At 64.7% G+C, this 21010-nt stretch carries 21 protein-coding genes; 11 read left to right on the top strand and 10 right to left on the bottom strand.

Annotated features, from left to right (window positions below; all coding sequences use genetic code 11):
- The first annotated feature begins 30 nt into the window (after positions 1-30).
- The 4 genes from L1F06_RS05275 to L1F06_RS05260 all read left to right on the top strand — a co-directional run bounded on the left by L1F06_RS05275 (position 31) and on the right by L1F06_RS05260 (position 3282).
- Entirely contained in the window at positions 31-1593 is a 1563-nt protein-coding gene (locus tag L1F06_RS05275; RefSeq protein WP_129483966.1) for a bifunctional aminoglycoside phosphotransferase/ATP-binding protein, read from the top strand.
- A 75-nt stretch (positions 1594-1668) separates the two neighbouring features.
- Positions 1669-2025 carry a pentapeptide repeat-containing protein gene (locus L1F06_RS05270; RefSeq protein ID WP_003243145.1) on the top strand — a complete coding sequence of 119 codons (357 nt, stop codon included), beginning with the start codon at positions 1669-1671 and terminating at the stop codon, positions 2023-2025.
- Between the two features lie 81 nt (positions 2026-2106).
- Entirely contained in the window at positions 2107-2379 is a 273-nt protein-coding gene (locus L1F06_RS05265; protein WP_003243143.1) for a TfoX/Sxy family protein, read from the top strand.
- A 105-nt stretch (positions 2380-2484) separates the two neighbouring features.
- A complete protein-coding gene (locus L1F06_RS05260) occupies positions 2485-3282 on the top strand; it encodes a cyclic nucleotide-binding domain-containing protein (RefSeq protein ID WP_003243141.1) in 798 nt (265 codons plus the stop codon).
- Positions 3283-3543: 261 nt separating this feature from the next.
- On the opposite strand, the gene L1F06_RS05255 is transcribed toward L1F06_RS05260, so the two are convergent.
- The 5 genes from L1F06_RS05255 to L1F06_RS05235 are packed head-to-tail and all read right to left on the bottom strand — an operon-like array spanning position 3544 to position 7614.
- Positions 3544-3951 (bottom strand): nuclear transport factor 2 family protein, encoded by a 408-nt coding sequence (locus L1F06_RS05255; protein ID WP_129483965.1) that lies wholly within the window; start codon positions 3949-3951, stop codon positions 3544-3546.
- 59 nt (positions 3952-4010) lie between these two features.
- The gene (locus L1F06_RS05250; protein WP_129483964.1) at positions 4011-4895 is read right to left on the bottom strand and encodes a ChaN family lipoprotein; all 885 of its coding nucleotides are present in this window, start codon (positions 4893-4895) and stop codon (positions 4011-4013) included.
- 15 nt (positions 4896-4910) lie between these two features.
- On the bottom strand, positions 4911-5678 hold the full coding sequence (locus L1F06_RS05245) for a heme ABC transporter ATP-binding protein (RefSeq protein ID WP_129483963.1): 768 nt from the start codon (positions 5676-5678) through the stop codon (positions 4911-4913).
- Positions 5678-6718 carry a FecCD family ABC transporter permease gene (locus tag L1F06_RS05240; RefSeq protein ID WP_129483962.1) on the bottom strand — a complete coding sequence of 347 codons (1041 nt, stop codon included), beginning with the start codon at positions 6716-6718 and terminating at the stop codon, positions 5678-5680. Before L1F06_RS05240 ends, L1F06_RS05245 begins: the two co-directional genes overlap by 1 nt.
- The gene (locus L1F06_RS05235; protein ID WP_129483961.1) at positions 6715-7614 is read right to left on the bottom strand and encodes a heme/hemin ABC transporter substrate-binding protein; all 900 of its coding nucleotides are present in this window, start codon (positions 7612-7614) and stop codon (positions 6715-6717) included. The genes L1F06_RS05240 and L1F06_RS05235 overlap by 4 nt, the downstream gene beginning before the upstream one ends.
- A gap of 442 nt (positions 7615-8056) precedes the next feature.
- On the opposite strand from L1F06_RS05235, the gene L1F06_RS05230 reads away from it, so the two are divergent.
- Positions 8057-8374 (top strand): Rieske (2Fe-2S) protein, encoded by a 318-nt coding sequence (locus L1F06_RS05230; RefSeq protein ID WP_129483960.1) that lies wholly within the window; start codon positions 8057-8059, stop codon positions 8372-8374.
- A 28-nt stretch (positions 8375-8402) separates the two neighbouring features.
- Here the strand turns inward: L1F06_RS05230 and L1F06_RS05225 are convergent, their stop codons facing one another.
- Positions 8403-10319 (bottom strand): bifunctional metallophosphatase/5'-nucleotidase, encoded by a 1917-nt coding sequence (locus tag L1F06_RS05225; RefSeq protein WP_129483959.1) that lies wholly within the window; start codon positions 10317-10319, stop codon positions 8403-8405.
- A 173-nt stretch (positions 10320-10492) separates the two neighbouring features.
- Here L1F06_RS05225 and L1F06_RS05220 point away from each other — a divergent pair, with 173 nt between their 5' ends.
- A complete protein-coding gene (locus L1F06_RS05220; RefSeq protein ID WP_003243127.1) occupies positions 10493-10657 on the top strand; it encodes a hypothetical protein in 165 nt (54 codons plus the stop codon).
- 157 nt (positions 10658-10814) lie between these two features.
- Here the strand turns inward: L1F06_RS05220 and moaE are convergent, their stop codons facing one another.
- The 4 genes from moaE to L1F06_RS05200 all read right to left on the bottom strand — a co-directional run bounded on the left by moaE (position 10815) and on the right by L1F06_RS05200 (position 13687).
- Positions 10815-11267, bottom strand: a complete 453-nt coding sequence (gene moaE / locus L1F06_RS05215; protein ID WP_129483958.1) for a molybdopterin synthase catalytic subunit MoaE — start codon at positions 11265-11267, stop codon at positions 10815-10817.
- Positions 11268-11419: 152 nt separating this feature from the next.
- Positions 11420-11662: a MoaD/ThiS family protein gene (locus L1F06_RS05210; RefSeq protein WP_003243123.1), complete on the bottom strand. Its 243-nt coding sequence runs from the start codon at positions 11660-11662 to the stop codon at positions 11420-11422.
- Positions 11659-12135 carry a cyclic pyranopterin monophosphate synthase MoaC gene (gene moaC, locus L1F06_RS05205; RefSeq protein ID WP_011921106.1) on the bottom strand — a complete coding sequence of 159 codons (477 nt, stop codon included), beginning with the start codon at positions 12133-12135 and terminating at the stop codon, positions 11659-11661. Before moaC ends, L1F06_RS05210 begins: the two co-directional genes overlap by 4 nt.
- A 160-nt stretch (positions 12136-12295) precedes the next feature.
- Positions 12296-13687, bottom strand: a complete 1392-nt coding sequence (locus L1F06_RS05200; RefSeq protein WP_003243119.1) for a PhoH family protein — start codon at positions 13685-13687, stop codon at positions 12296-12298.
- 423 nt (positions 13688-14110) lie between these two features.
- Here L1F06_RS05200 and yaaA point away from each other — a divergent pair, with 423 nt between their 5' ends.
- From yaaA to algK, 5 genes are all read left to right on the top strand, one after another.
- Positions 14111-14890 (top strand): peroxide stress protein YaaA, encoded by a 780-nt coding sequence (gene yaaA, locus L1F06_RS05195; RefSeq protein ID WP_129483957.1) that lies wholly within the window; start codon positions 14111-14113, stop codon positions 14888-14890.
- 697 nt (positions 14891-15587) lie between these two features.
- Positions 15588-16898, top strand: coding sequence for a GDP-mannose 6-dehydrogenase (gene algD, locus L1F06_RS05190; protein WP_096827273.1), 1311 nt, complete (start codon positions 15588-15590; stop codon positions 16896-16898).
- Positions 16899-16946: 48 nt separating this feature from the next.
- Positions 16947-18428: a glycosyltransferase family 2 protein gene (locus L1F06_RS05185; protein ID WP_129483956.1), complete on the top strand. Its 1482-nt coding sequence runs from the start codon at positions 16947-16949 to the stop codon at positions 18426-18428.
- 26 nt (positions 18429-18454) lie between these two features.
- A complete protein-coding gene (locus tag L1F06_RS05180) occupies positions 18455-19618 on the top strand; it encodes an alginate biosynthesis protein Alg44 (protein WP_003243111.1) in 1164 nt (387 codons plus the stop codon).
- A 10-nt stretch (positions 19619-19628) separates the two neighbouring features.
- Entirely contained in the window at positions 19629-21005 is a 1377-nt protein-coding gene (algK, locus tag L1F06_RS05175) for an alginate biosynthesis TPR repeat lipoprotein AlgK (protein WP_129483955.1), read from the top strand.
- The last annotated feature ends 5 nt before the right edge of the window (positions 21006-21010 follow it).

Here is a 21010-nt window from a genome sequence, read left to right as displayed (position 1 = left end):
CTAAAACAGCGTCTAGAACAAGGATCGAACGTGAGCCAAGCCCTGATTGCCGCATTGCAGAACCCGGCCCTGTATCCGCATCCGGTGGAAGGTTTTCAGCTGATAGAGACCCATATTTCCTGGGTTTTGCTCACTGGCCCCTATGCCTACAAGATCAAGAAACCGGTGAATTTCGGCTTTCTCGACTTCACCACGCTCGATGCGCGCAAACATTTTTGCGAAGAAGAGCTGCGCCTCAACCAGCGCCTGACCCAGGATTTGTATCTGGAAGTGTTGCCGATTGGTGGTAGCGAAACTGCACCGACCCTGAACGACGGCGCTCCGGCCATCGAGTACGCCCTGAAGATGCGCCAGTTCCCCCAGGAGAACCTGCTCAGCGAAATCCAGGCGCGCGGCGAACTGAACGACGCCCATATCGATGCGCTGGCCGAGCAGATCGCCACCTTCCACCTGACCGCACCGCAGGTACCGCAGGAACATCCGCTGGGTAGCGCAGAAGCGGTGATGGCGCCGGTGCAGCAGAACTTCGACCAGATTCGCCCGATGCTCAGCGAGCAGGCGGACCTGCAGCAACTCGAAGCACTCGAAGCCTGGGCGCAGTCCAGCTATCAGCGCCTGCAGCCACTGCTGGCCGAACGCAAGGCGCAGGGCTTCATCCGCGAGTGCCACGGCGATATTCACCTGGGTAACGCCGCACAGATCGACGGTCGCGTGGTGCTGTTCGATTGCATCGAATTCAACGAGCCCTTCCGCCTGACCGACGTCACCGCGGATATCGCCTTTCTCGCCATGGACCTGGAAGACCGCGGCCTCAAGTGCCTGTCACGCCGCTTCGTCAGCGGCTGGCTGGAGCACACCGGCGACTACGCTGCGCTGCACCTGCTGAACTTCTACAAGGCCTACCGCGCCATGGTGCGGGGCAAGGTCGCGCTGTTCCGCCTGGGCCAGGAGCAAGACCCGGTACAGCGCGCGGTCATTCTGCGCCAGTACCGCGGTTACGCCGCACTGGCGGAAAGCTACAGCGCCATCCCCTCGCCCTTCCTGGTCATTACCCATGGCGTTTCGGCCGTCGGCAAGAGCCATGTCGCCCTGCGTCTGGTCGAGGCACTCGGCACCATTCGCTTGCGCTCCGACGTAGAGCGCAAGCGCCTGTTCGGCGAGCAGAGCGCAGATGACAAAGGCCAGTTGGCCGGCGGCATCTACAACGCGCAAGCCAGCCAGGCGACCTACGAGCGCCTGCACCAGCTCGCTCGCCAGACGCTCCAGGCCGGCTTCCCGGTGATAATCGACGCCACCTACCTCAAGCTCGAGCAGCGTCAGGCGGCCAGCGAAATTGCCGAGCAGACCGGCGTGCCTTTCCTGATTCTCGACTGCCAGGCCCCCGACGCCGTGATCGCCAGCTGGCTGGAGCAGCGGCAGAGTGAGGGTAGAGACCCCTCCGACGCCACCCTGGAAGTGATACAGGTGCAACAGGCAGCGCGCGAGCCGCTCGACGAGGCGGAGCTGAGCCACAGCAAGCGTGTCGACACCCACGACGCCGCCAGCCTGGACAGCCTGGTCGAGCGCATCCGCCAACGCCTGCCGGGGATCTGACCCCCGGCAAGGCCCTACCGGGCAAAGCGCGGCTAGGCTTCTATACTGGCGGTAAGTCCACCACCGGTACCCGCCATGAGCCAGCCGCGCCAGCTTGATCACCCGCTCTACGCCCTGCTGCACAACGACGACGTCAAGGGCTTCAATGCCAAGAAGCCCAAGGACGCCGAGGTGGACATGTCGGGCGGCGACTTTCGTGGGCTGGATCTACGCAACCTGGACACCGAGGGCGTCAACTTCACCGACGCCTATTTCCGCGGTGCCGACCTGCGCGGGCTCGACCTGCGCAAGGCCAAGATCGAAGGCGCCAGCCTGGCCCACGCGCAGATTTCCGGCGCCTACTTTCCCGTCGAACTGACCGCGGACGAAATTCTCATGTCGGTGAATTTCGGCACACGCCTGCGCTATAGAACCAGGCAGACCGAGCCTTGAACGGCACATCCCCAATTGGCCGCTACACTTTTTCCGCAGGCACACCGACGTGAATCCTTCATCCGCACGCAGGGAGGCGCAATGAACGACGAGCTCCAACACCTGAAGAATCTCGGCAAGACCTCGGCGCAGTGGTTGCACGCCGTAGGCATCCACAGCGCCAACGACCTGCGCCGCTACGGTGCGGTTGGCGCCTATCGCGCCGTGAGGGCCCGCGGCTTTCGCGCCTCCAAGGTGCTGCTCTATGCCATCGAAGGCGCGCTGCTCGACGTACACTGGAGCGAATTGCCGCCCGCCCACAAGGCCGAACTGAACGGCAAATTGGACGCCAGCCAGAACGACAACAAGAGCTAGCTCACAACCCCAACGCACGGAGATTTACTCGAACGTCGCCGCAGCCTATTGTTTCAGGGACCTTCGTGTGGTCAGCCAGCCCAGCCAGTTCAAGGAATTACGGTTATGTATTTACTCGGGGAGCAACCGGCCTACGCCGATCAGTTGATCAATCGCCTGCAGAGTATCCCCACTCAACTGCTGGACGGGCTGCAACCCACGGCTGCCACCCTGCGCCTGGAGCGGGTCGACGACCTGGCCCAGGTACTGCCGGGCAACCAGCTGTTCATCATCGAGAATGGCCTGCTGCACGCCGTGGTCGACGAGCGTCCGCTGTTCTATCTGCAGGAAGGCGACCTGGTCGGCCTGCGCCAGGGTATCGACCTGCCCTCCTGCCGCTATAGCAGCGAAGAGCCCATCAGCCTGGTCCCCTACTCGCGCAGCGAGGTTTTCCAGCACATCTATGCCAGCGAACAGCGTCAGGAGCTGTTCATCCAGTACCTGATCGGCCACACCGCCCTGCTCTCCGACGCACTGGCGCGGCTCAAGCAACCGGAGATTCGCCCGGCGACCGGCTTTCAGCATTTCGCCGCCGGCGAAGAGCTGATCCATCAGGGTGACGAGGCCGATCACGTCTTCATCATCATCGAGGGTCACGCCGAAGCCCATGTCGATGGCCAGAAGGTCGGCGATGTGCAGAAGGACGAGATTTTCGGCGCAATGGCCGTATTCACTCGCGAGAAGCGCAGCGCCACGGTGATCGCCAGCGAGCCCTGCACGGTGATGGTGATCCCCAAGGAACAGTTCCTCAGCCTGATGCAGAGCAACCCGCGCATCGCCCACAGCCTGATCGAGAGCATGGCTCGCCGCATCGACCTGCTGAACAAGGAAGTCACCCAGCTGCGTCAGCCTGCCGTCTCCTGAACCTGTTGCAGGCAAACGAACCCCGGCCAGAAGCCGGGGTTTTGCGTTTTCGGAGCCGCTGAGAAAAATTCTCAAGAAAGGCGTTGACTATGAAATGAGAATTGTTATTATTATCTCAACTGGTCGCGAGATCAGCCGATAAGCTAAAGAGACCATTCAGTCGGACTCTTCAGATTATCTCCTCATCAGGCTAATCACGGTTATTGACCCGGCTCTTGCCGGGTCTTTTTTTGCCGGAGGAAAAGGCCCGATGCGAAACCCTCAGTCGTCGACCTGAGCCAGCCAGTCCGGCAGATTGAAATGCAGGCTGATGCGGCTGATCAGACCGTCCTGCATCTCGAAAAAGGCTCCCACGCGTGCTTCGTAGCGCTGGCCGCAGGCCTCCGGCAGCCCCTCGTCGGTGGCCAGATACTCGCCCTGTACACGGTACTCGCACGCGGCATGACGCCCGTCCGGCTCAGTCAGTATCACCAGTTGCTCGAGGCTTTCGCGATAACAACGCATGTAGCGCTCGAGATAGGCCGCAAACGCCTCACGTCCGTGTTCGACGAAGCCCTGGTTGGGTTCCAGCGTGACGTCGGCACTGACCAGCGCCAGACAGGCACGGGCATCGCGATCATTGAGCGCTTGAAAGTAACGTTGCAGCAGGTCGCGAACGGCGGCGGGCATGGTGCAGGCTCCATCGGCAAAACGCCGAGGATACCCTTCCGCCCGCGACGGGAAAGCGGCTAGGGTCGCAGTTTGGCGCAGTGATCCTGCTGCGGCTGCGCGGCCGTGAACCAGACGTAATCGGCCATGCTGGCATCCACCTCGCGCCCGACCTCCGCCAGAATCAGCACCGCACTACCCGCTTGAGCTCCCAGATCGGCCAGATGCAAGGGGACGCCGAGATCCTTGCGTACATGAAAGGCTCCGGCCAGCAACAGGCTGGGCTGCGGTGCCGCCAGCAGCGCCTCGGCCATGCGCCGGTCGCGCTGCTGCTGCACGGCGAGCATCGCCGGCAACTGACTGTCCGGCAGCAGGCCGCAATGCGACGCGCGGATGTCCTCCAGCAGGCGCTCCTGCACCTCGACGGCACTGGAGCGCTGCCCCTGCAACGTCGGGCGTTGGCGATAGATCTGCATGATCTCGACACGATCCAGATTGGCCGCGAGCAACGGATAGTGCTGTCGCAGTTGATGCAGCACCAGCGGCCCATACATCGACCAGCTCCAGCCCGGCTGCCAGGCCAGGGTCGCCAACGGATCGCTGATCGTCTGTCCCGCACGGGCAGCTGCCTGTGCCTGGTCGATCTTGTTCTGCTGATCGGGGTTGAGCATCTCCATCAGTACGCTGCCCTGTGGGCGCTGCTTCGACAGCTCGCGCAATAGCCAGAGCTGCAGGGCATGGTGATCGGGATTGTCGTGCTGCTCGCCGACCAGTACCCGCTGGGCCGGCGCCAGGCGTTCCAGCAACTGCTCAGGGCTGATCGTCTGTCCGCTGGCCAGATCGACGATGCGAGCGAAATCGACATGCTCGTGTCCCAGCGGGGCGAGCGGCGCCGGTGGCGGCAACATGTTCTGGCTCTGGCAGGCGCCGAGCAGGACCAAACAACTCAGCAGCAAGGCTCGCATCGAGGGCTCCAGGGTTCAGCGGGCGACAATCAGCGGGTGACCGCGCTCGGGATGAGTCTGCACCAGGACTTCCAGACCGAAAACGGCCTGCAGGGGTTCGGCGCGCAAGACCTCGGAAGGCGTGCCCAGAGCGCGCGCCCTGCCCCGCTCCAGCAACAGCAGACGGTCGCAATAACGGGCGGCAAGATTGAGGTCGTGAAGAATCACCAGTACCGCCACGCCGGATTCGGCCAGGCGACGAACTGCCTGCAGGCAGGTGTGCTGATGCAGCGGATCGAGCATCGAGGTCGGCTCATCGAGCAGCAGGATCTGCCCCTCGCCGCCCGGCCACAGCTGCGCCAGCACCCGCGCCAGGTGCACGCGCTGACGCTCGCCGCCGGACAACGCCAGGTAGCTGCGCCCGGCCAGATGCGCAGCATCGGCGGCATGCAGCGCCTCCTGAACGATCTGCCTATCGCGCACACGACCGCTGTCGTGGGGCAGCCGCCCCATGGCGACCACTTCCTCGACGCGAAAGGCGAAATTCAGGCTCGAGCTCTGCGGCAGAACGGCCAGGCGTCTGGCCCGCAGCGGCCCCGACCAGTCAGCGAGCGCCCGCTGATCAAGGGTTACCCGGCCGGCGCTGGCTGGCAGCTCGCCAGTCATCGCTGCTAGCAGCGTGCTCTTGCCCGCGCCATTGGGCCCCAGCACGCCCAGCACCTCGCCAGGACGCAACTGCAGATCGATGCCACTGAGCACCACGCACTGGCCGCGGCTGACTTCCAGCTGTTCGACCTGCAGCATCAGCTTCGCCCCCGCACCAGCAGGTAAAGAAAGAAGGGCGCGCCGATCAGCGCGGTGACGATGCCGATCGGCAACTCCGCGGGCGCAAGCGCCAGACGCGCGGCCAGATCGGCCAGCAGCAGCAGGCTCGCGCCGGCCAATGCCGAGGCAGGCAGAAGCAGGCGGTGGTCGGGGCCCACCAACAAGCGCATCAGGTGCGGCACCACCAGGCCGATGAAACCGATCAGGCCGGCAGCAGCCACCGCAGCGCCCACACCCAGCGCCGTACAGAGCACCAGCTCGCGCTTGAGCCGCTCCACATCGAAACCGAGATGGCGAGCCTCCGACTCCCCCAGAAGCAGGGCATTCAATGCCCGCGCCCGGCGCGGCAACCACAGCGCCACGGCCAGCGTGGCCAGCAGCAAAGGCCAGAGTCGCGCGTAGCTGGCGCCATTGAGGCTGCCCAGGTTCCAGAACGTCAGGGTACGCAGAGTTGCGTCGTCCGCCAGGTAGGTGAACAGACCGATGGCCGCCCCTGCCAGCGCGGTGAGCGCGATGCCCGCCAGCAGCATGGTCGCCACATGGGTCTGCCCGTCGCGCCGGCCCAGGCGATAGACCAGCGCCGTCACCAGCAAGCCGCCGACGAAGGCGCAGGCCGACAGCAAGTAGGGCGCAAAGGCTTCCGGCAAACCGCCGAACGCGGCGCCGCCGACGATGGCCACCGCAGCGCCCAGCGCGGCGCCGCTGGAAACGCCGACCAGGCCGGGGTCGGCCAGGGGATTGCGGAACAAGCCCTGCATCGCCACACCGCAGAGCGCCAGTACCATGCCTACCATCAACCCGAGCAGGGCGCGCGGCATACGGATCTGCGACAGGATCAGTTCGGCCTGCTGCACCGCTGCATCGGCCGCAATAGGCAGGCCCAGCAGGCGCAGGGCCGCACGCAAGGTATCGCCCAAGGGCAAGCTCACCGGCCCGAGCGCCAGCGAGAGCCACAACACGAGCACGAGCAACAGGCCCAGCGCGATGAACAATGGGCGCGTGGAAGAAGGTGAGGTCATGGCTCGCGCTTGGCTTCGGCAGTCAGGGATTGGCTGGCAGGATAAAAGCCTGCGGCCAGCATCGCCAGCCCGTCGGGCACACGCGGCCCGAGCCCACCGACCAGCAGGGTCGGGTCCAGCGCCAGCAAGCGCCCCTCGCGCGCCGCGCGGGTACCGGCCAGGGCGGGGTTCTGCTGCAGCAGGGCCTGCCTGGCAGCTTCGCCGTCCAGGGCGCGGTCAGCCACCACCACGACCTGCGGATCGAGCGCCAGCAGCGCCTCGCTGGAAAGCGCCTTGTAGCCGCCGTGGCTGGCCAGATTTCGCCCACCGGCACGGGTGATCAGCCAATCGGCAGCCGTATCGACACCGCCAACCAGCGGGCTGCCGCCGGCATGTCCGAGCAACAGCAGCACGCCCGGGGCCGGCTGGTCGCGTTGCGCCTGTTCGACCCACTGCTGCTGGGCCTGCAGGCGCTTCTGGTAATCGGCAAACGCCCGCTGCGCGGCCGCCTCATCGCCGAGCAGTTGCCCCAGTCGCTGCAGATTGGCCTGCAGGCTGTCCAGCTCGGCCCGCGCCGTCAGACGCTCGATGCGCACACCGGCGGCGGCCAGTTGCTGGAGCACGGGCGGCGGCCCCATTTCCTCGCTGCCGAGCAGCAGATCCGGACGCAGGGCAAGAATGCCCTCTGCAGCCAGCTGCCGCTGGTAACCGATGCTGGGCAGCCGGGTCAGCGAGCTCGGATGACGGCTGGTGGTATCGACGCCCACCAGTCTGCTCTCGCCGCCGAGCGCCACTACCCATTCGCTCAACGCACCACCGGAACTCACCCAGCGCTGTGGCAACGACTCATCAGCCAGTACCTGGCTGGGAAACAGCAGGACAGCCGCCAGACCGCCCAGGATGTTGGAAAGACGCATGTTCTCGGCTCCAGAGGATGACGTCGACCCATTAGCCGCTTCAGGCGCAAACGGGTGAGGTTGTTCAAGATAGGACTTACCAGCGCCCGATATGGATGGCGGCAGCTGCGCGGTGGCACTCGAAGACGCCCTCTCGCGGGCGATCCAGCAGCCGGCGTCAGGCGCTAACCGGCGCCACGGCATAAGTGAGAAATAATACCATAAGATAATAATTTTCATTGGCAGAGTTGACTTGATAGCGTGACGGCCATCGTCAGCTACCAGCACCGGGCGCCACTTATGGCCTCTGGCATAGTCGCTCCACGCCGGATCGCTCGACCGCCTCAGCAAAGCGGATATCCGCGTTCGGGCGTTGGCGTCCCGGCAACTGCAAGTTCCACTTGGCGCATGGATGCGCCCTCCTCCCTGCGGGATAATCGCGCCATCTGAAATGGAGAACGCGATGATCCGCCTATGCGCGCCGAACGAACTGGCCGAAGGTCAGAGTCGGGGCTTTCTGATCGACCAGCTGAACCTGCTCGCCGTGCGCCGGAACGGCCAGGTGCATGCCTATGTCAACCGCTGCCCGCACCGCGGCATTCCGCTGGAATGGCAGAAGGACCGTTTTCTCGACGACAGCGGCAGCCTGATTCAATGCGCCACGCACGGCGCGCTGTTTCTCATCGAGAATGGTGAATGCGTGGCCGGGCCTTGCGCCGGGCAGGCGCTGCAGATGCTGGTGTGCCGGGAAGACGCGGACGGAATCTGGATCGATCCGTAGAGTGCGCCTGGCACTTCCAGCCGGCGCATCAGTGCCGACGGCGCAACGGGCGGCTCAGCAGCCAGAGGATCAGCAGCGCACCAGCCAGAATCACTAAACTGACGCCCCACTGCAGCGGCCCGGCGAGGCGGAACAGTTCCGCCGGGTGCAGGCTGGGCGCGCGGATCATGCGTTCTTCGGCGGCTGCGCCGGTGGTGGGTATGTCGGCCAGGCCGTCGCCGTCCAGATCCGGCAGGCTGCGGACATGGTCAAGCAGCGCCTGCCACTCCTTGAGCTCCTGCACGCCTTCGGTGTTCGGGTCCTGGTCGACGATGGCGTCTTCGATGCGCGGCAGCGGGCGGCCCTCGGCGTCCTTGGGCACCACGTCGAGCAGGCCCTTGGTCAGGTCCGGCACCAGCCAGGTGAAGCTGCCGACGTAGCTGGTGGCGCCGATGCTGTACAGACGCGTGTCGTTCAGATCCAGCTCGCGGTAGCCGGCAACCGGATCGCCGATCTCGATGCGGCTGACACGGTCGAACGGCACGCGCCATGGGTTGTAGGTAAAGCGCACGCCGGAGACCCGCGGGTAATAGCTGCGGCTGTCGCGCAGCTGATAGGCCAGCAGCAGCACTTCCAGCAGCGACTTGATTTCACGGGCGCTGACGTAGGCCTTGATCATCGGGTACCCAGGCTCGTCGTCGAACTGGCCGACACCCAGCGGGGCGATGCGAAACAGGTCGGAAACCTCCTGCACGCCGTGGCGGCCCTTGAGCAGATCGTCGCGGATGGTGCCGTTGCCGGTGAAGGCCAGGTCGGCGTCCACGGCATGACGCAGGGCATCGGTCACCAGATTGGCCAGGGTGTGGTCGCTGAAATCGCGACCCAGGCTCTGGTCGACCTTGGCCAGCGGCTGGTCGAAGCGATAGCCCTTGGGCGCCAGCATGCGTTCGCTGACCACCTGCTTGAAGTCCTCCACCTTGGCGGTGATCGCCTCGTCGCCGGCGATGCTGTCGTTGACCGGATGCAGGCGGTAGTCGCGCAGGCGCGGCACACCGTCGTCGCCGAGGGTCATGCGCAGCTCGCCGAGGTACTGGATTTCCGAGCCGGCCTGCATCACCGGGGTGCGGCCGTTGACCAGCACCGGTTGCGGCAGCGCCACATGCGAATGGCCGCCGACGACGATGTCGATGCCCGGCACCTGCTCGACCAGCTCCACCTCTTCGCCGCGCCAGCTACCATCGGCCTGCTGGGTAACGCCCATGTGCGAGAGCAGGATGACCACCTCGGCGCCCTCCTCGCGCAGCTTGGCCACCATCTCCCTGGCGGTGGCCACCGGGTCGGCGAAGGTCACCGGTTTGATCATCGGGCTGACCGCCACGGCGTTGTTGCCGAGCAGGCCGAACAGGCCGAAGCGGATGCCGCCACGCTCGATCAGCCTGTACGGCAAGATGCGCCCGGCCTCGGCGTGCGCCTGCAGGCTGTCATCGGCCTTGCTCATTTCGTCGAAGCGCATGTTGCTCGACAGCAACGGCAGCAGCGCGTCGCCCTTGGCCTTGTGCGCAGCGCTGATCATCGCCGCGAGGCCGGCGGGGCGAAAGTCGAATTCGTGGTTGCCGATCACCGCGGCGTCGTAGCCCAGCTCGGTCATCAGGCGCAGTTCGCTGCCCATCTCGCGGGCGATGGTGTGAAACAGCGTGCCCATGGTGAAGTCGCCGCCATCGAGCAGCAGCAAGGCCTCGTCGCCGGCCGCGGCGCGCCGCTCATTCAGCAGGGTGGCCAGGCGCGCGACGCCGCCGACGGTATCGTCATCGTTCAGCGTCGCCGGGCTGTACTCGTTGTTGGGGCCGAAGCCGAGCAGGCGCGATTGCCAGTCGTTGCTGTGCAGGATGGTGAAGCTGCGTTCGGCAGCGGCCAGCGGCGTAGCGGCCAGCAGGCCGGCGAGCAGAAGGGAGGGAAGCAGACGCATGGACGATCCTTGGCGATGAGTGCAGACAGTATGCTGCAGGCCGCCCGCGTCCACAGCGACCGATCGGGACGCGATTTGTCGCCAATCGAGTCAGGCATTCATTGCCACAGGTCAGCGCCGCAGAGCGGCACAGCGACTAGGCTGAAAGCAGGACAGCGAAGCGGAGAAGGGCGATGGATCATTTTGACCTGATGCTGGTACTGCTGATCGGCGGCTTCCTGCTGCTGGGAGTCGGCTTCAACTTCCGCGAGCACGAATGGGGCGTGCGTGTGCTCGGGTTGGGGGTATTGCTGATGCTGGTGCCGATTGCGCTACGGGTGCATCTGGCATTGGCGTAGGTCGCCGTGCGCACCGAGCGATATTGATGGTGTCGCAGTTGCGCAAAGCCGGTGCGCGCGGCGCACCCTACGGGCCGCGATCTCGGGGTTGCACGCCGCATCGCATGGTGCGCCATGCGCACCGGGGCATCGTGGTTCGCGGGAGGTCGACGACGCCCTACCGTTTCCAGCGCTCGGCGGCGCTCTGGTCGCTGCAGCGACCTTCGACCCAGCGCGGGCCTTCGCTGGTGTCTTCCTTCTTCCAGAATGGGGCGCGGGTCTTTAGATAATCCATGACGAGGTTGCAGGCGTCGAACGCCGCCTGACGATGGGCGCTGCTGGTGCCGACGAAGACGATGGGCTCGCCCGGCTCCAGGCGGCCGATGCGATGGATGATCTCGATGCCCAGCAGCGGCCAGCGCTGACGCGCTTCATCGGCGATCTTGCCCAGGGCCTTCTCGGTCATGCCGGGGAAATGCTCGAGGAACATGCCACCCACTTCGCGGCCGTCATTGAAGTCGCGCACGTAGCCGACGAAGGTGACCACCGCGCCGATGCCGAGGTTGGCGGCATGCAGGGCGTTGAGCTCGGTGCCGGGGTCGAAGGGCTGGGCCTGTACGCGGATAGTCATGGGGAGTGTCTCGTTCGGTGGGGGGCTGCCGGGGCGGTTCGGTGGGTTGATGGTGGGCTGAAGCCCACCCTACAAGGCTGTGGTCAGGGGTTGCCGGCGTGGGGTGGTGGGCTGAAGCGGAGCGGCGCCCGGTCCACCCTACGGTGCCTGCATCAACCGCCGGTGACGGTGGGGAAGAAGGCCACTTCATCGCCTTCGGCCAGCGGCTCGTCGAGGCTGCACAGCTCCTGATTGCGCGCGCACATCAGGTTCTGCTCGCCCAGCACTTCCCACTCGCCGCCGCGGGCAACCAGGTGCAGGCGCAGGTCGTCGAGGGTGGCGAAGTCGCCGCTGAGTTGTTCGTCGTCACGGCCCAGGGTTTCGCGGTAGCGGGCGAAATACTGCACGCGGATCATGCTTGCTCCTCCAGCTTGTAGTGACCGCTCTTGCCGCCGAGCTTCTCCAGCAGGCGCACCTGCTCGATGACCATGCCACGATCCACGGCCTTGCACATGTCATAGATGGTCAGCGCGGCGACGCTAGCGGCAGTCAGTGCCTCCATCTCGACACCGGTTTGCCCGGACAGTTTGCAGCGCGCGGTGATATGTACGCAGTCATCGCCTTCGGCGCTCAGCTCGACCTTGACGCCGGTGAGCATCAGCGGGTGGCACAGGGGGATCAGATCGCTGGTTTTCTTCGCCGCCTGGATGCCGGCGATGCGCGCCACGGCGAACACGTCGCCCTTGGGGTGCTCGCCGGCGACGATCATCTGCAAGGTGGCAGGCAGCATGCGCACGCGCGCTTCGGCAGTGGCCTCGCGGAAGGTGGTCGCCTTGTCGGTGACGTCGACCATATGCGCGCGGCCTTGGGAATCGAGATGGGTCAGCACGGGACAGCTCCTGGCGGGAATCGGCCGATTGTAAACCCGTGGGTCAGGATTTGCAGTCATGTTGTAGCCGGATGAAATCCGGGGATGTACGGCCCCGGATTGCATCCGAGCTACGAAGTTATTGCCCCTCTCCCGCAAGCGGGAGAGGGAAGCGAGGGTGCTACATATGGGTTTCCGCGTACTCCGCCAGGATCGAGCGCGGCACCCCTTGCAGGGTGATGTGCACGCCGTGGGGGAAGTCCTTGAAGCGTTCGGTGAGGTAGGTCAGACCCGAGCTGGGCGCCGACAGATAGGGGGTGTCGATCTGCGCCAGGTTGCCCAGGCACACCACCTTGGAGCCGTTGCCGGCGCGGGTGATGATGGTCTTCATCTGGTGCGGGGTGAGGTTCTGGCATTCGTCGATGAGGATCAGACTCTGCTGGAAGCTGCGCCCGCGGATGTAGTTGAGCGATTTGAACTGCAGCGGCACCTTCTGCAGGATGTAGTCGACGCTGCCATGGGTGCTCTCGTCGTCCATGTGCAGCGCTTCGAGGTTGTCGGTGATTGCGCCGAGCCAGGGCTCCATCTTCTCCGCCTCGGTGCCGGGCAGGAAGCCGATTTCCTGGTCCAGCCCCTGCACGCTGCGGGTGGCGATGATGCGCCGGTAGCGCTTGCTGACCATGGTCTGCTCGATGGCCGCGGCCAGCGCCAGGATGGTCTTGCCGGAACCGGCGGCGCCGGACAGGTTGACCAGGTGGATGTCCGGATCGAGCAGCGCGAACAGCGCCAGCGCCTGATGGATGTCGCGCGGCTTCAGGCCCCAGGCCTCCTGATGCAGCAGCGGCTCCTGGTGCATGTCGAGGATGACCAGCTCATCGCCCTTGATCGCCTTGATCCAGCCGACGAAACCCTGCTCGTCGAGGATGAACTCGTTGACGTGCACCGCCGGCAGGTTGTCGGTGAGTTGCACGCGGTGCCAGGTGCGACCGTGGTCCTGACGGGTCTCCACCTTGCTCACCCGGTCCCAGAACGAGCCGGGCAGGTCGTGATACCCCTTCGATAGCAGCGAGACGTCATCGACCAGTTGGTCGGTGTGGTAGTCCTCGGCATCGATGCCGCAGGCGCGCGCCTTCAGGCGCATGTTGATGTCCTTGGTCACCAGCACCACGGACAGACCGGGATTGCGCGTTTTCAGCTCCACCAGCTGATTGATGATCTTGTTGTCGTTGAGATCCTCGGGCAGCCAGGTAACCGGGGCGGCACGCTTGCTCATGAGGATGGACAGACAGCCGCATGGACCGCTCTTGCCCCGCTGGATGGGGACGCCGAGCTCCACGTCCTCGGGTTCGGCACCCGCGAGGATCTGGTCGATCAGGCGGATGGCCTGGCGACATTCGGCGGCGACGCCGTGCTTACCGGATTTGAGCTTGTCGAGTTCCTCCAGCACCGTCATCGGAATGGCGACGTGGTGCTCTTCGAAGTTCAGCAAGGCGTTGGGATCGTGAATCAGGACGTTGGTGTCGAGGGCGTAGAGGGTTGGAGCGGTGGGCTTGGAGCGTCCGTGGTCATCCATACTCGGTCACCTTCTTGTAGTAGCCAAGCGACGCAAGACCAGGACGGTTCTGCGCCGCGGAGAGGCCGCCGACTCCTCAGTGCCGGGGCTGAGAAGGTGCAAGCAAGGTGAGGGCCAATGGCCGCCACCTGTCTGCAGGTTTCGGCGGTCTTGCTTTTTTATTACTCCAATTCTTATGACAGAAAAACGTTTTTTTCGTCTCAGGCAGGTTTATTTGTCGACGCGACAGATAGCGCTTGGCGCGCGCCATGCCCCCCGTTAAAGTCCGAAGTCGCACCGCGCTTTTCCTTCCCTGCCTCCCCTGCCCCGAATCTGCTCCCTGCGCGCCAGGAGTGTGCAGCAGCCTCTCTCAATCGCCCCCATAGGTGGTCTTGTACAGGCCCAGCTTCTAGAATCGCCGTCACGCTTTCTGGAGACCTGCTCATGCTGATGGTGATTTCACCGGCCAAGACCCTCGACTACGAGACCCCGCCAGCCACCCCGCGCTTCACCCAACCCGAACACCTCGACCACGCCCAGGAACTGATCGCTCAGCTGCGCGCCTTCAGCCCGGCGCAGATCGCCGAGCTGATGCACCTCTCCGACAAGCTCGCCGGCCTCAATGCCGCACGCTTCGGCAGCTGGGAACGCCCGTTCAACCCGTCCAACGCCAAGCAGGCGCTGCTGGCCTTCAAGGGCGACGTGTACACCGGCCTGCATGCCGAGGATTTTTCCGAGGATGACTTCGACTTCGCCCAGGCTCACCTGCGCATGCTGTCCGGCCTGTATGGTGTGCTGCGCCCGCTGGACCTCATGCAGCCCTACCGCCTGGAAATGGGCACCAAGCTGGTCAACGGTCGCGGCAAGGACCTGTACGCCTTCTGGGGCGAGCGCATCAGCGCCTGGCTGAACCAGGCGCTGGCCGCCCAGGGCGATGACGTGCTGCTCAACCTGGCGTCCAACGAATACTTCGGCGCGGTCAAGCGCAAGGCCTTGAACGCACGCATCATCGACACCGAGTTCAAGGACCTGAAGAACGGCCAGTACAAGATCATCAGCTTCTACGCCAAGAAGGCCCGCGGTCTGATGGCGCGCTACGTGATCAAGGAACGCCTGACCAACCCCGAGGGCCTGAAGGATTTCAACTATCAGGGCTACCGTTATTCGGCCGAGCATTCCAAGGCCGACAGCCTGGTCTTCCTGCGCGATCAGCCGCTGGACTGAGATTTTTCCCTTCCGCCTGCTTGCCGCTCATCGGGTGGCGAGCAGGCGCCCGCCATTCGCCTCGCCTGCCCCCTCTCCCGCGCCAGCGCCTCGCTCGAGCGCAAGCGGCTGCCGACCGACACCCCCTTCTGCGCCCTCTGGCGAAACGGCAAAAACCCGCCTGACTTCACACTTTCAGAACAGTTTGATTTTTTATCGAACTTATTCGTCTAGTTAGTTATCCGATAGTTTCGCGACAACTAAATTGCATAATGCCATCGTGCATTTTGCAACTTGCTAGCACAGTGAGATCAATTAGGCGTTCAGCTGCCGTTCAGCACAGGACGAACGGTAGGAACTATCGGAAAACACCGACACTCATACAGCCCGTACACATTTCAATACGTATTTTCTTATCGGCAGGGACAACCAGACGGCATATGCGCCGCCTTATCACAGTTTCTTAACCGAAAGACTAGTACGTTTTACAGGGAGGTCCAGAAACCCACCAAAGCGCTGATATAGACGCCTCAGCGAGGCCGCAGGAACAATATCAAAGGGCCACGAGCTTATATAAGGCCCCCATCAGGCGCTGCCATCTAGCGCCCTACTCTTCTTATGCCTGGATGAACTTGCCAACTCTTCAGAAGCAAGTTCACGGAATAGTTTTGCCATTTGGCCAGTATTTCAAATCGCATCAACGGACGAGGTAAACATCATGCGAATCAGTATCTTCGGTTTGGGTTATGTAGGCGCTGTATGTGCCGGCTGTTTGTCGGCCCGCGGCCATGACGTTATTGGCGTGGATATCTCAGCGACCAAGATCGACCTGATCAACAACGGCAAGTCGCCCATCGTCGAGCCGGGTCTGGAGGAGCTGCTGCAACAGGGTCTGCGCCAGGGCCGCCTGCGTGGCACGACCGATGTCACCGCCGCGGTACTGGAGAGTGATGTGTCGTTCATCTGCGTCGGTACTCCGAGCAAGAAGAACGGCGATCTGGAACTGAACTACATCGAAGGCGTGTGCCGCGAGATCGGCCTGGCCCTGCGCGACAAGGCCGAGCGCCACACCGTGGTGGTACGCAGCACCGTACTGCCGGGCACCGCCAAGAACGTGGTGCTGCCGATTCTCGAGGACTGCTCGGGCAAGAAGGCCGGTGCCGATTTCGGCCTGGCGGTGAACCCCGAGTTCCTCCGCGAAAGCACCGCGATCAAGGACTACGACTTCCCGCCGATGACCGTCATCGGCGAGCTGGACAAGGCCTCCGGCGACCTGCTGGAAAGCATCTACAGCGAGCTGGACGCGCCGATCATCCGCAAGGACATCGAAGTCGCCGAGATGATCAAGTACACCTGCAACGTCTGGCACGCGGCCAAGGTCACCTTCGCCAACGAGATCGGCAACATCGCCAAGGCGGTCGGCGTCGACGGTCGCGAGGTGATGGACGTGGTCTGCCAGGACCACAAGCTGAACCTGTCCAAGTACTACATGAAGCCCGGCTTCGCCTTCGGCGGCTCCTGCCTGCCCAAGGACGTGCGTGCGCTGAACTACCGCGCCAGCAGCCTGGACGTGGACGCGCCGCTGATCGGCTCGCTGATGCGCAGCAACGCCGCTCAGGTGCAGAAGGCCTTCGACATCATCGCCAGTCACGACTCGCGCAAGGTCGCCCTGCTCGGCCTGAGCTTCAAGGCCGGTACCGACGACCTGCGTGAAAGCCCGCAGGTGGAGCTGGCCGAGATGCTGATCGGCAAGGGCTACGACCTGAGCATCTACGACCGCAACGTCGAGTACGCCCGCGTCCACGGCGCCAACAAGGACTACATCGAGTCGAAGATCCCGCACGTTTCCTCGCTGCTCAACAGCGATCTGGATGACGTGGTGGCGAACGCCGACATCATCGTCCTGGGCAACAGCGACGAGCGCTTCGCCAAGCTGGCCGAGCAGGCCCCGAGCGGCAAGCGCGTGGTCGACCTGGTCGGTTTCATGCCCCACGCCAGCAACGGCGTGGCCGAAGGCATCTGCTGGTAAGGCCCAGACGTACCCGCGCGCCCCGCGCGCGGGTACCGAGAGACGCATATGGACAAGCTCAAGAACGGCCTCAACCAAACCAGCGGCTGGCTGCTGTACCTCAGCCTACTGATGCTGCTGGCGCTGGCGCTGCCCCGCTCGGTGTTCGACCCCGAGTCGCGGCACTTCCTGCTGCTGATCGGCATCGTCGGCATCTGGCGTTATTCCATGGGCGCCATGCATTTCGTGCGTGGCTGCCTGTTCCTCTACCTGGTTTATCCCTGGTATCGCCGCAAGGTGAAAAAACTCGGCAAGGACGCCGACCCCTCTCATGTGTATCTGCTGGTCACCAGCTTCCGCATCGAGGCGCTGACCACCGCCATGGTCTACCGCTCGGTGATTCGCGAAGCCATCGACTGCGGCTACCCGAGCACTCTGGTGTGCTCCATCGTCGAGCTCTCCGACGAGTTGCTGATCAAGAACCTCTGGGCCCAGGCCCAGCCGCCGGAACACGTCAAGCTGGACATCGTGCGCATCCCCGGCACCGGCAAGCGCGACGGTCTGGCCCACGGTTTCCGCGCCATTTCCCGGCAGATGCCGGATCGTGACGCGGTGGTGGCGGTGATCGACGGCGACACCGTGCTCGAGCCCGGCGTGGTGCGCAAGAGCGTGCCCTGGTTCAAGCTCTTCCCCAATGTCGGCGGGCTCACCACCAACGAGTTCTGCGAGGTGCGCGGCAGCTACATGATGAGCGAGTGGCACAAGCTGCGCTTCGCTCAGCGCCACCTCAACATGTGCTCGATGGCCCTCTCCAAGCGCGTGCTGACCATGACCGGGCGCATGTCGGTGTTCCGCGCCAGCGTGGTGACCGACCCGGAGTTCATCCGCGACGTGGAAAGCGACCACCTGGAGCACTGGCGCCTGGGTCGCTTCCAGTTCCTGACCGGCGACGACAAGTCCAGCTGGTACAGCCTGATGCGCCTGGGCTACGACACCTTCTACGTGCCCGATGCGGCGATCAACACGGTCGAGCATCCGCCGGAGAAGAGCTTCATCAAGGCCAGCCGCAAGCTGATGTTCCGCTGGTACGGCAACAACCTGCGGCAGAACTCGCGGGCCCTGCGCCTGGGCTTCGGTCGCCTCGGTGCCTTCACCACCCTGGTGCTGTTCGACCAGCGCGTGTCGATGTGGACCTGCCTGCTGGGCCTGTGCGTGGCGATCATCGCCAGCCTCAAGTACAGCGTGATGTACCTGCTGATCTACCTGCTGTGGATCGGCTGCACGCGCCTGATCCTGACGCTGCTGCTGATGCTCTCCGGGCACCGCATCGGCCCGGCCTACCCGGCGCTGCTCTATTACAACCAGATCGTCGGCGCCCTGGTGAAGATCTACGTGTTCTTCCGCCTCGACCAGCAATCCTGGACGCGCCAGAACACCAAGCTCAACCGCGGCCTGTCCAGCTTCGCCAACTGGTTCAACAGCTGGTCGTCGCGCGCCATGACCTTCTCTGCCTCCTGTGTCTTCATCGCCGCGCTGCTGGCGCTGGTGTGACCGTACTCGAATAGGAATTAGCCACCATGAACTCCGTCGCCAATCACAACGTCGTCCATGAGTCCGAGGCCCAGCGCCAGCACGCCCGCGTCAAGCTGCCGGGGCGTTTGCGCTTCACCAATGCCAAGGGCGAGCGCATCGACGCGCGCCTGCAGGATGTCTCTGCCGGCGGCTTCAGCTTCACCAACGAAAAGACCACGCACAAGGTCGGCGATTTCCATCGCGGCCAGCTGCAGTTCCAGCTCGACAGCCTGGTACTGGGCCTGGACGTGGAATTTCAGGTCAACTCGGTACAGCCGGAGCACAACCGCGTCGGCTGCCAGTTCCAGGGCCTGCGCGCACGCGAGGCCGCGGCGCTGCGCCACCTGATCAGCAGCCATCTGGCCGGCGAACTGGTCAATGTCGGCGAGGTGCTGCACATCCTGCAGCGCGACAACTTCACCAAGGCGCGCAAGAGCGGCAGCGGCGGCGGCATGGGCATGTTCGAACGGCTGCGTGCGGTGACCTTCAGCGCCGCCATCTTCGTCATCGGCCTGGCCGCCTTCGGCTACATCGGCAAGTCGATCTACGGCCTGTATTTCGTTACCCACGCCCAGTCGGCACAGGTCAGCCTGCCCGCCCTGCAGGTCACCATGCCGCGTGAGGGCAGCGTGCAGAGCCTGGTGCAGCCCGACGGCATCGTGGAAAAGGGCGCACCGATCGCCACCTTCACCACCAGCATGCTGGAGATGCTCAAAGGGCATCTGGGCGAGGATCAGCTCGAGCCGAGCCAGATCGAGGCGCTGTTCGCCCGCGAAATGCAGGGCACCCTGACCAGCCCGTGCAACTGCAAGATTGCCCGCCAGCTGGTGGCCGACGGCCAGTTCGCCAGCAAGGGCGACGTGATCTTCGAACTGGTGCCGCAGGACGGCATCGCCACCGTCGCCGCCAGCTTCCCCTACCGTCATCTGGAGCAGGCGCGCCCCGGCACGCCGGTGAGCTTCAAGGTGGCCGGCGAAGATGCGCCGCGCCGTGGCGAAATCGTCAGCAGCAGCCTGCATGACGGCGGCCTGTCCGCCGACATCCGCGTGGTGATCAAGCCGGAGGAAACCCTGCCGGCCAGCCTCGCCGGGCAACCGGTGGACGTGGTGATCGACCGCGGCCCGTCGCTGGGCTGGCTGGTGGACCGCGCCGTCGCAGCCGGCCGCTGAGGAGGTCGCCGTGACCCTGCCCCTACTTCGCCCCGCCCTGCTCGGCCTCGCCGTCAGCGCCACGCTGGCTGGCTGCGCCGGGCTGCCGGACCAGCGCCTGGCCCGCGAAGCGCTGCAGCGCGGCGATCAGCAGACCGCCGAATGGCATTTCCGTGAGCTCGCCGAGATGGGCTACGGCGACGCGCAGATCGGCCTGGCGGACATCTACGCCGCCAAGGGCCAGAGCCAGGATCTGGATGAGGCCGAGCGCATCTACCGCCAGGCCATGGACGGTTCGCCGCGCGCCCAGGCGCGCCTGGGCAAGCTGCTGGCGCGCAAGCCCGGCAGCACCCTGGCCGAGCGCCGCGAGGCCGCCGAGCTGCTGGAAAGCGCGGCCAAGGCTCGCGAGCCCAGCGCGCTGCTGCCGCTGACCGAACTCTACCTGTTCTACCCACAGGACTTTCCCGCCATGAACCTCGCGCAACGTATCCAAGACTGGCGCCAGCAGGGTCTGCCGCAGGCAGAACTGGCGCAGATTCTCCTGTACCGCACCGATGGCACCTACGACCAGCACCTGGGCGAGATCGAGCGCATCTGCCAGGCGCGCCTGGCCAGCAACGATGCCTGTTACGCCGAACTGGCCACGGTGTACCAGAAGCAGAACCGCGAGGACGACCGTCAGGCCCTGCTCGACCGTCTTCTCGCCGGCTACCGCGCCGGCAGCGTCTCGCCCAACCAGGTCGAGTCCGTGGCCCAGGTGCTCAGCGACCCCGAGCTGGGCCAGCCGCAACCGCAGCTCGCCCAGGAGCTGCTGGAAACCATCGCCCCGGACTACCCGGCCGCCTGGGTCAGCCTGGCGCGCCTGCTTTACGACTACCCGGCCCAGGGCGACACCGAAACCCTGCTCGGCTACCTGGAGAAAGGCCGCGAGGCCGCCCTGCCGCGCGCCGAACTGTTGCTCGGACGCCTGTACTACGAAGGCAAGCTGCTGCCGCAGGAACCGCGCAAGGCCGAAGAGCACCTGCGCAAGGCCGCGCCCAGCGAACCGAGCGCCAATTACTACCTGGGGCAGATCTACCTGCGCGGCTACCTCGGCGAGGTCTATGCCCAGCAGGCGCTGGATCACCTGCTCAGCGCCGCCCGCGCCGGCCAGCTCAGCGCCGACTTCGTTCTCGCGCAGATGTTCAGCCAGGGCCGCGGGGTCAAACCCAACCCGGTCAACGCCTATGTCTTCAGCCAGCTGGCCCTGCCGCGCAACACGCCGCCGACCTTCGAGCTGGCGCATGAGGTGGCCGAGAGCCTGACTCCGGCACAACTGGCCGAGGGCCAGCGCCTGCTGCGCGAAGAGCGCGAGGCCCGCGGCATCGTCCTGCAGCAGCAGGCCGCCCTGCAGGTCAGCCAGCCATGAACAAG

The sequence above is a fragment of the Pseudomonas hydrolytica genome (assembly GCF_021495345.1).
Taxonomy (GTDB): Bacteria; Pseudomonadota; Gammaproteobacteria; order Pseudomonadales; family Pseudomonadaceae; genus Aquipseudomonas; species Aquipseudomonas hydrolytica.
The sequence above is the reverse complement of the archived record's forward strand: the minus strand, read 5'-3'. Positions and strand labels throughout refer to the sequence as shown.

Bases quoted from the DNA above. Each gene is read 5' to 3' on its own strand.
- L1F06_RS05270 (WP_003243145.1), top strand. From the start codon at position 1,669: ATGAGCCAGCCGCGCCAGCTTGATCACCCGCTCTACGCCCTGCTGCAC.
- L1F06_RS05265 (WP_003243143.1), top strand. From the start codon at position 2,107: ATGAACGACGAGCTCCAACACCTGAAGAATCTCGGCAAGACCTCGGCG.
- L1F06_RS05260 (WP_003243141.1), top strand. From the start codon at position 2,485: ATGTATTTACTCGGGGAGCAACCGGCCTACGCCGATCAGTTGATCAAT.
- L1F06_RS05255 (WP_129483965.1), bottom strand. From the start codon at position 3,951: ATGCCCGCCGCCGTTCGCGACCTGCTGCAACGTTACTTTCAAGCGCTC.
- L1F06_RS05250 (WP_129483964.1), bottom strand. From the start codon at position 4,895: ATGCGAGCCTTGCTGCTGAGTTGTTTGGTCCTGCTCGGCGCCTGCCAG.
- L1F06_RS05245 (WP_129483963.1), bottom strand. From the start codon at position 5,678: ATGCTGCAGGTCGAACAGCTGGAAGTCAGCCGCGGCCAGTGCGTGGTG.
- L1F06_RS05240 (WP_129483962.1), bottom strand. From the start codon at position 6,718: ATGACCTCACCTTCTTCCACGCGCCCATTGTTCATCGCGCTGGGCCTG.
- L1F06_RS05235 (WP_129483961.1), bottom strand. From the start codon at position 7,614: ATGCGTCTTTCCAACATCCTGGGCGGTCTGGCGGCTGTCCTGCTGTTT.
- L1F06_RS05230 (WP_129483960.1), top strand. From the start codon at position 8,057: ATGATCCGCCTATGCGCGCCGAACGAACTGGCCGAAGGTCAGAGTCGG.
- L1F06_RS05225 (WP_129483959.1), bottom strand. From the start codon at position 10,319: ATGCGTCTGCTTCCCTCCCTTCTGCTCGCCGGCCTGCTGGCCGCTACG.
- L1F06_RS05220 (WP_003243127.1), top strand. From the start codon at position 10,493: ATGGATCATTTTGACCTGATGCTGGTACTGCTGATCGGCGGCTTCCTG.
- moaE (WP_129483958.1), bottom strand. From the start codon at position 11,267: ATGACTATCCGCGTACAGGCCCAGCCCTTCGACCCCGGCACCGAGCTC.
- L1F06_RS05210 (WP_003243123.1), bottom strand. From the start codon at position 11,662: ATGATCCGCGTGCAGTATTTCGCCCGCTACCGCGAAACCCTGGGCCGT.
- L1F06_RS05200 (WP_003243119.1), bottom strand. From the start codon at position 13,687: ATGGATGACCACGGACGCTCCAAGCCCACCGCTCCAACCCTCTACGCC.
- yaaA (WP_129483957.1), top strand. From the start codon at position 14,111: ATGCTGATGGTGATTTCACCGGCCAAGACCCTCGACTACGAGACCCCG.
- algD (WP_096827273.1), top strand. From the start codon at position 15,588: ATGCGAATCAGTATCTTCGGTTTGGGTTATGTAGGCGCTGTATGTGCC.
- L1F06_RS05185 (WP_129483956.1), top strand. From the start codon at position 16,947: ATGGACAAGCTCAAGAACGGCCTCAACCAAACCAGCGGCTGGCTGCTG.
- L1F06_RS05180 (WP_003243111.1), top strand. From the start codon at position 18,455: ATGAACTCCGTCGCCAATCACAACGTCGTCCATGAGTCCGAGGCCCAG.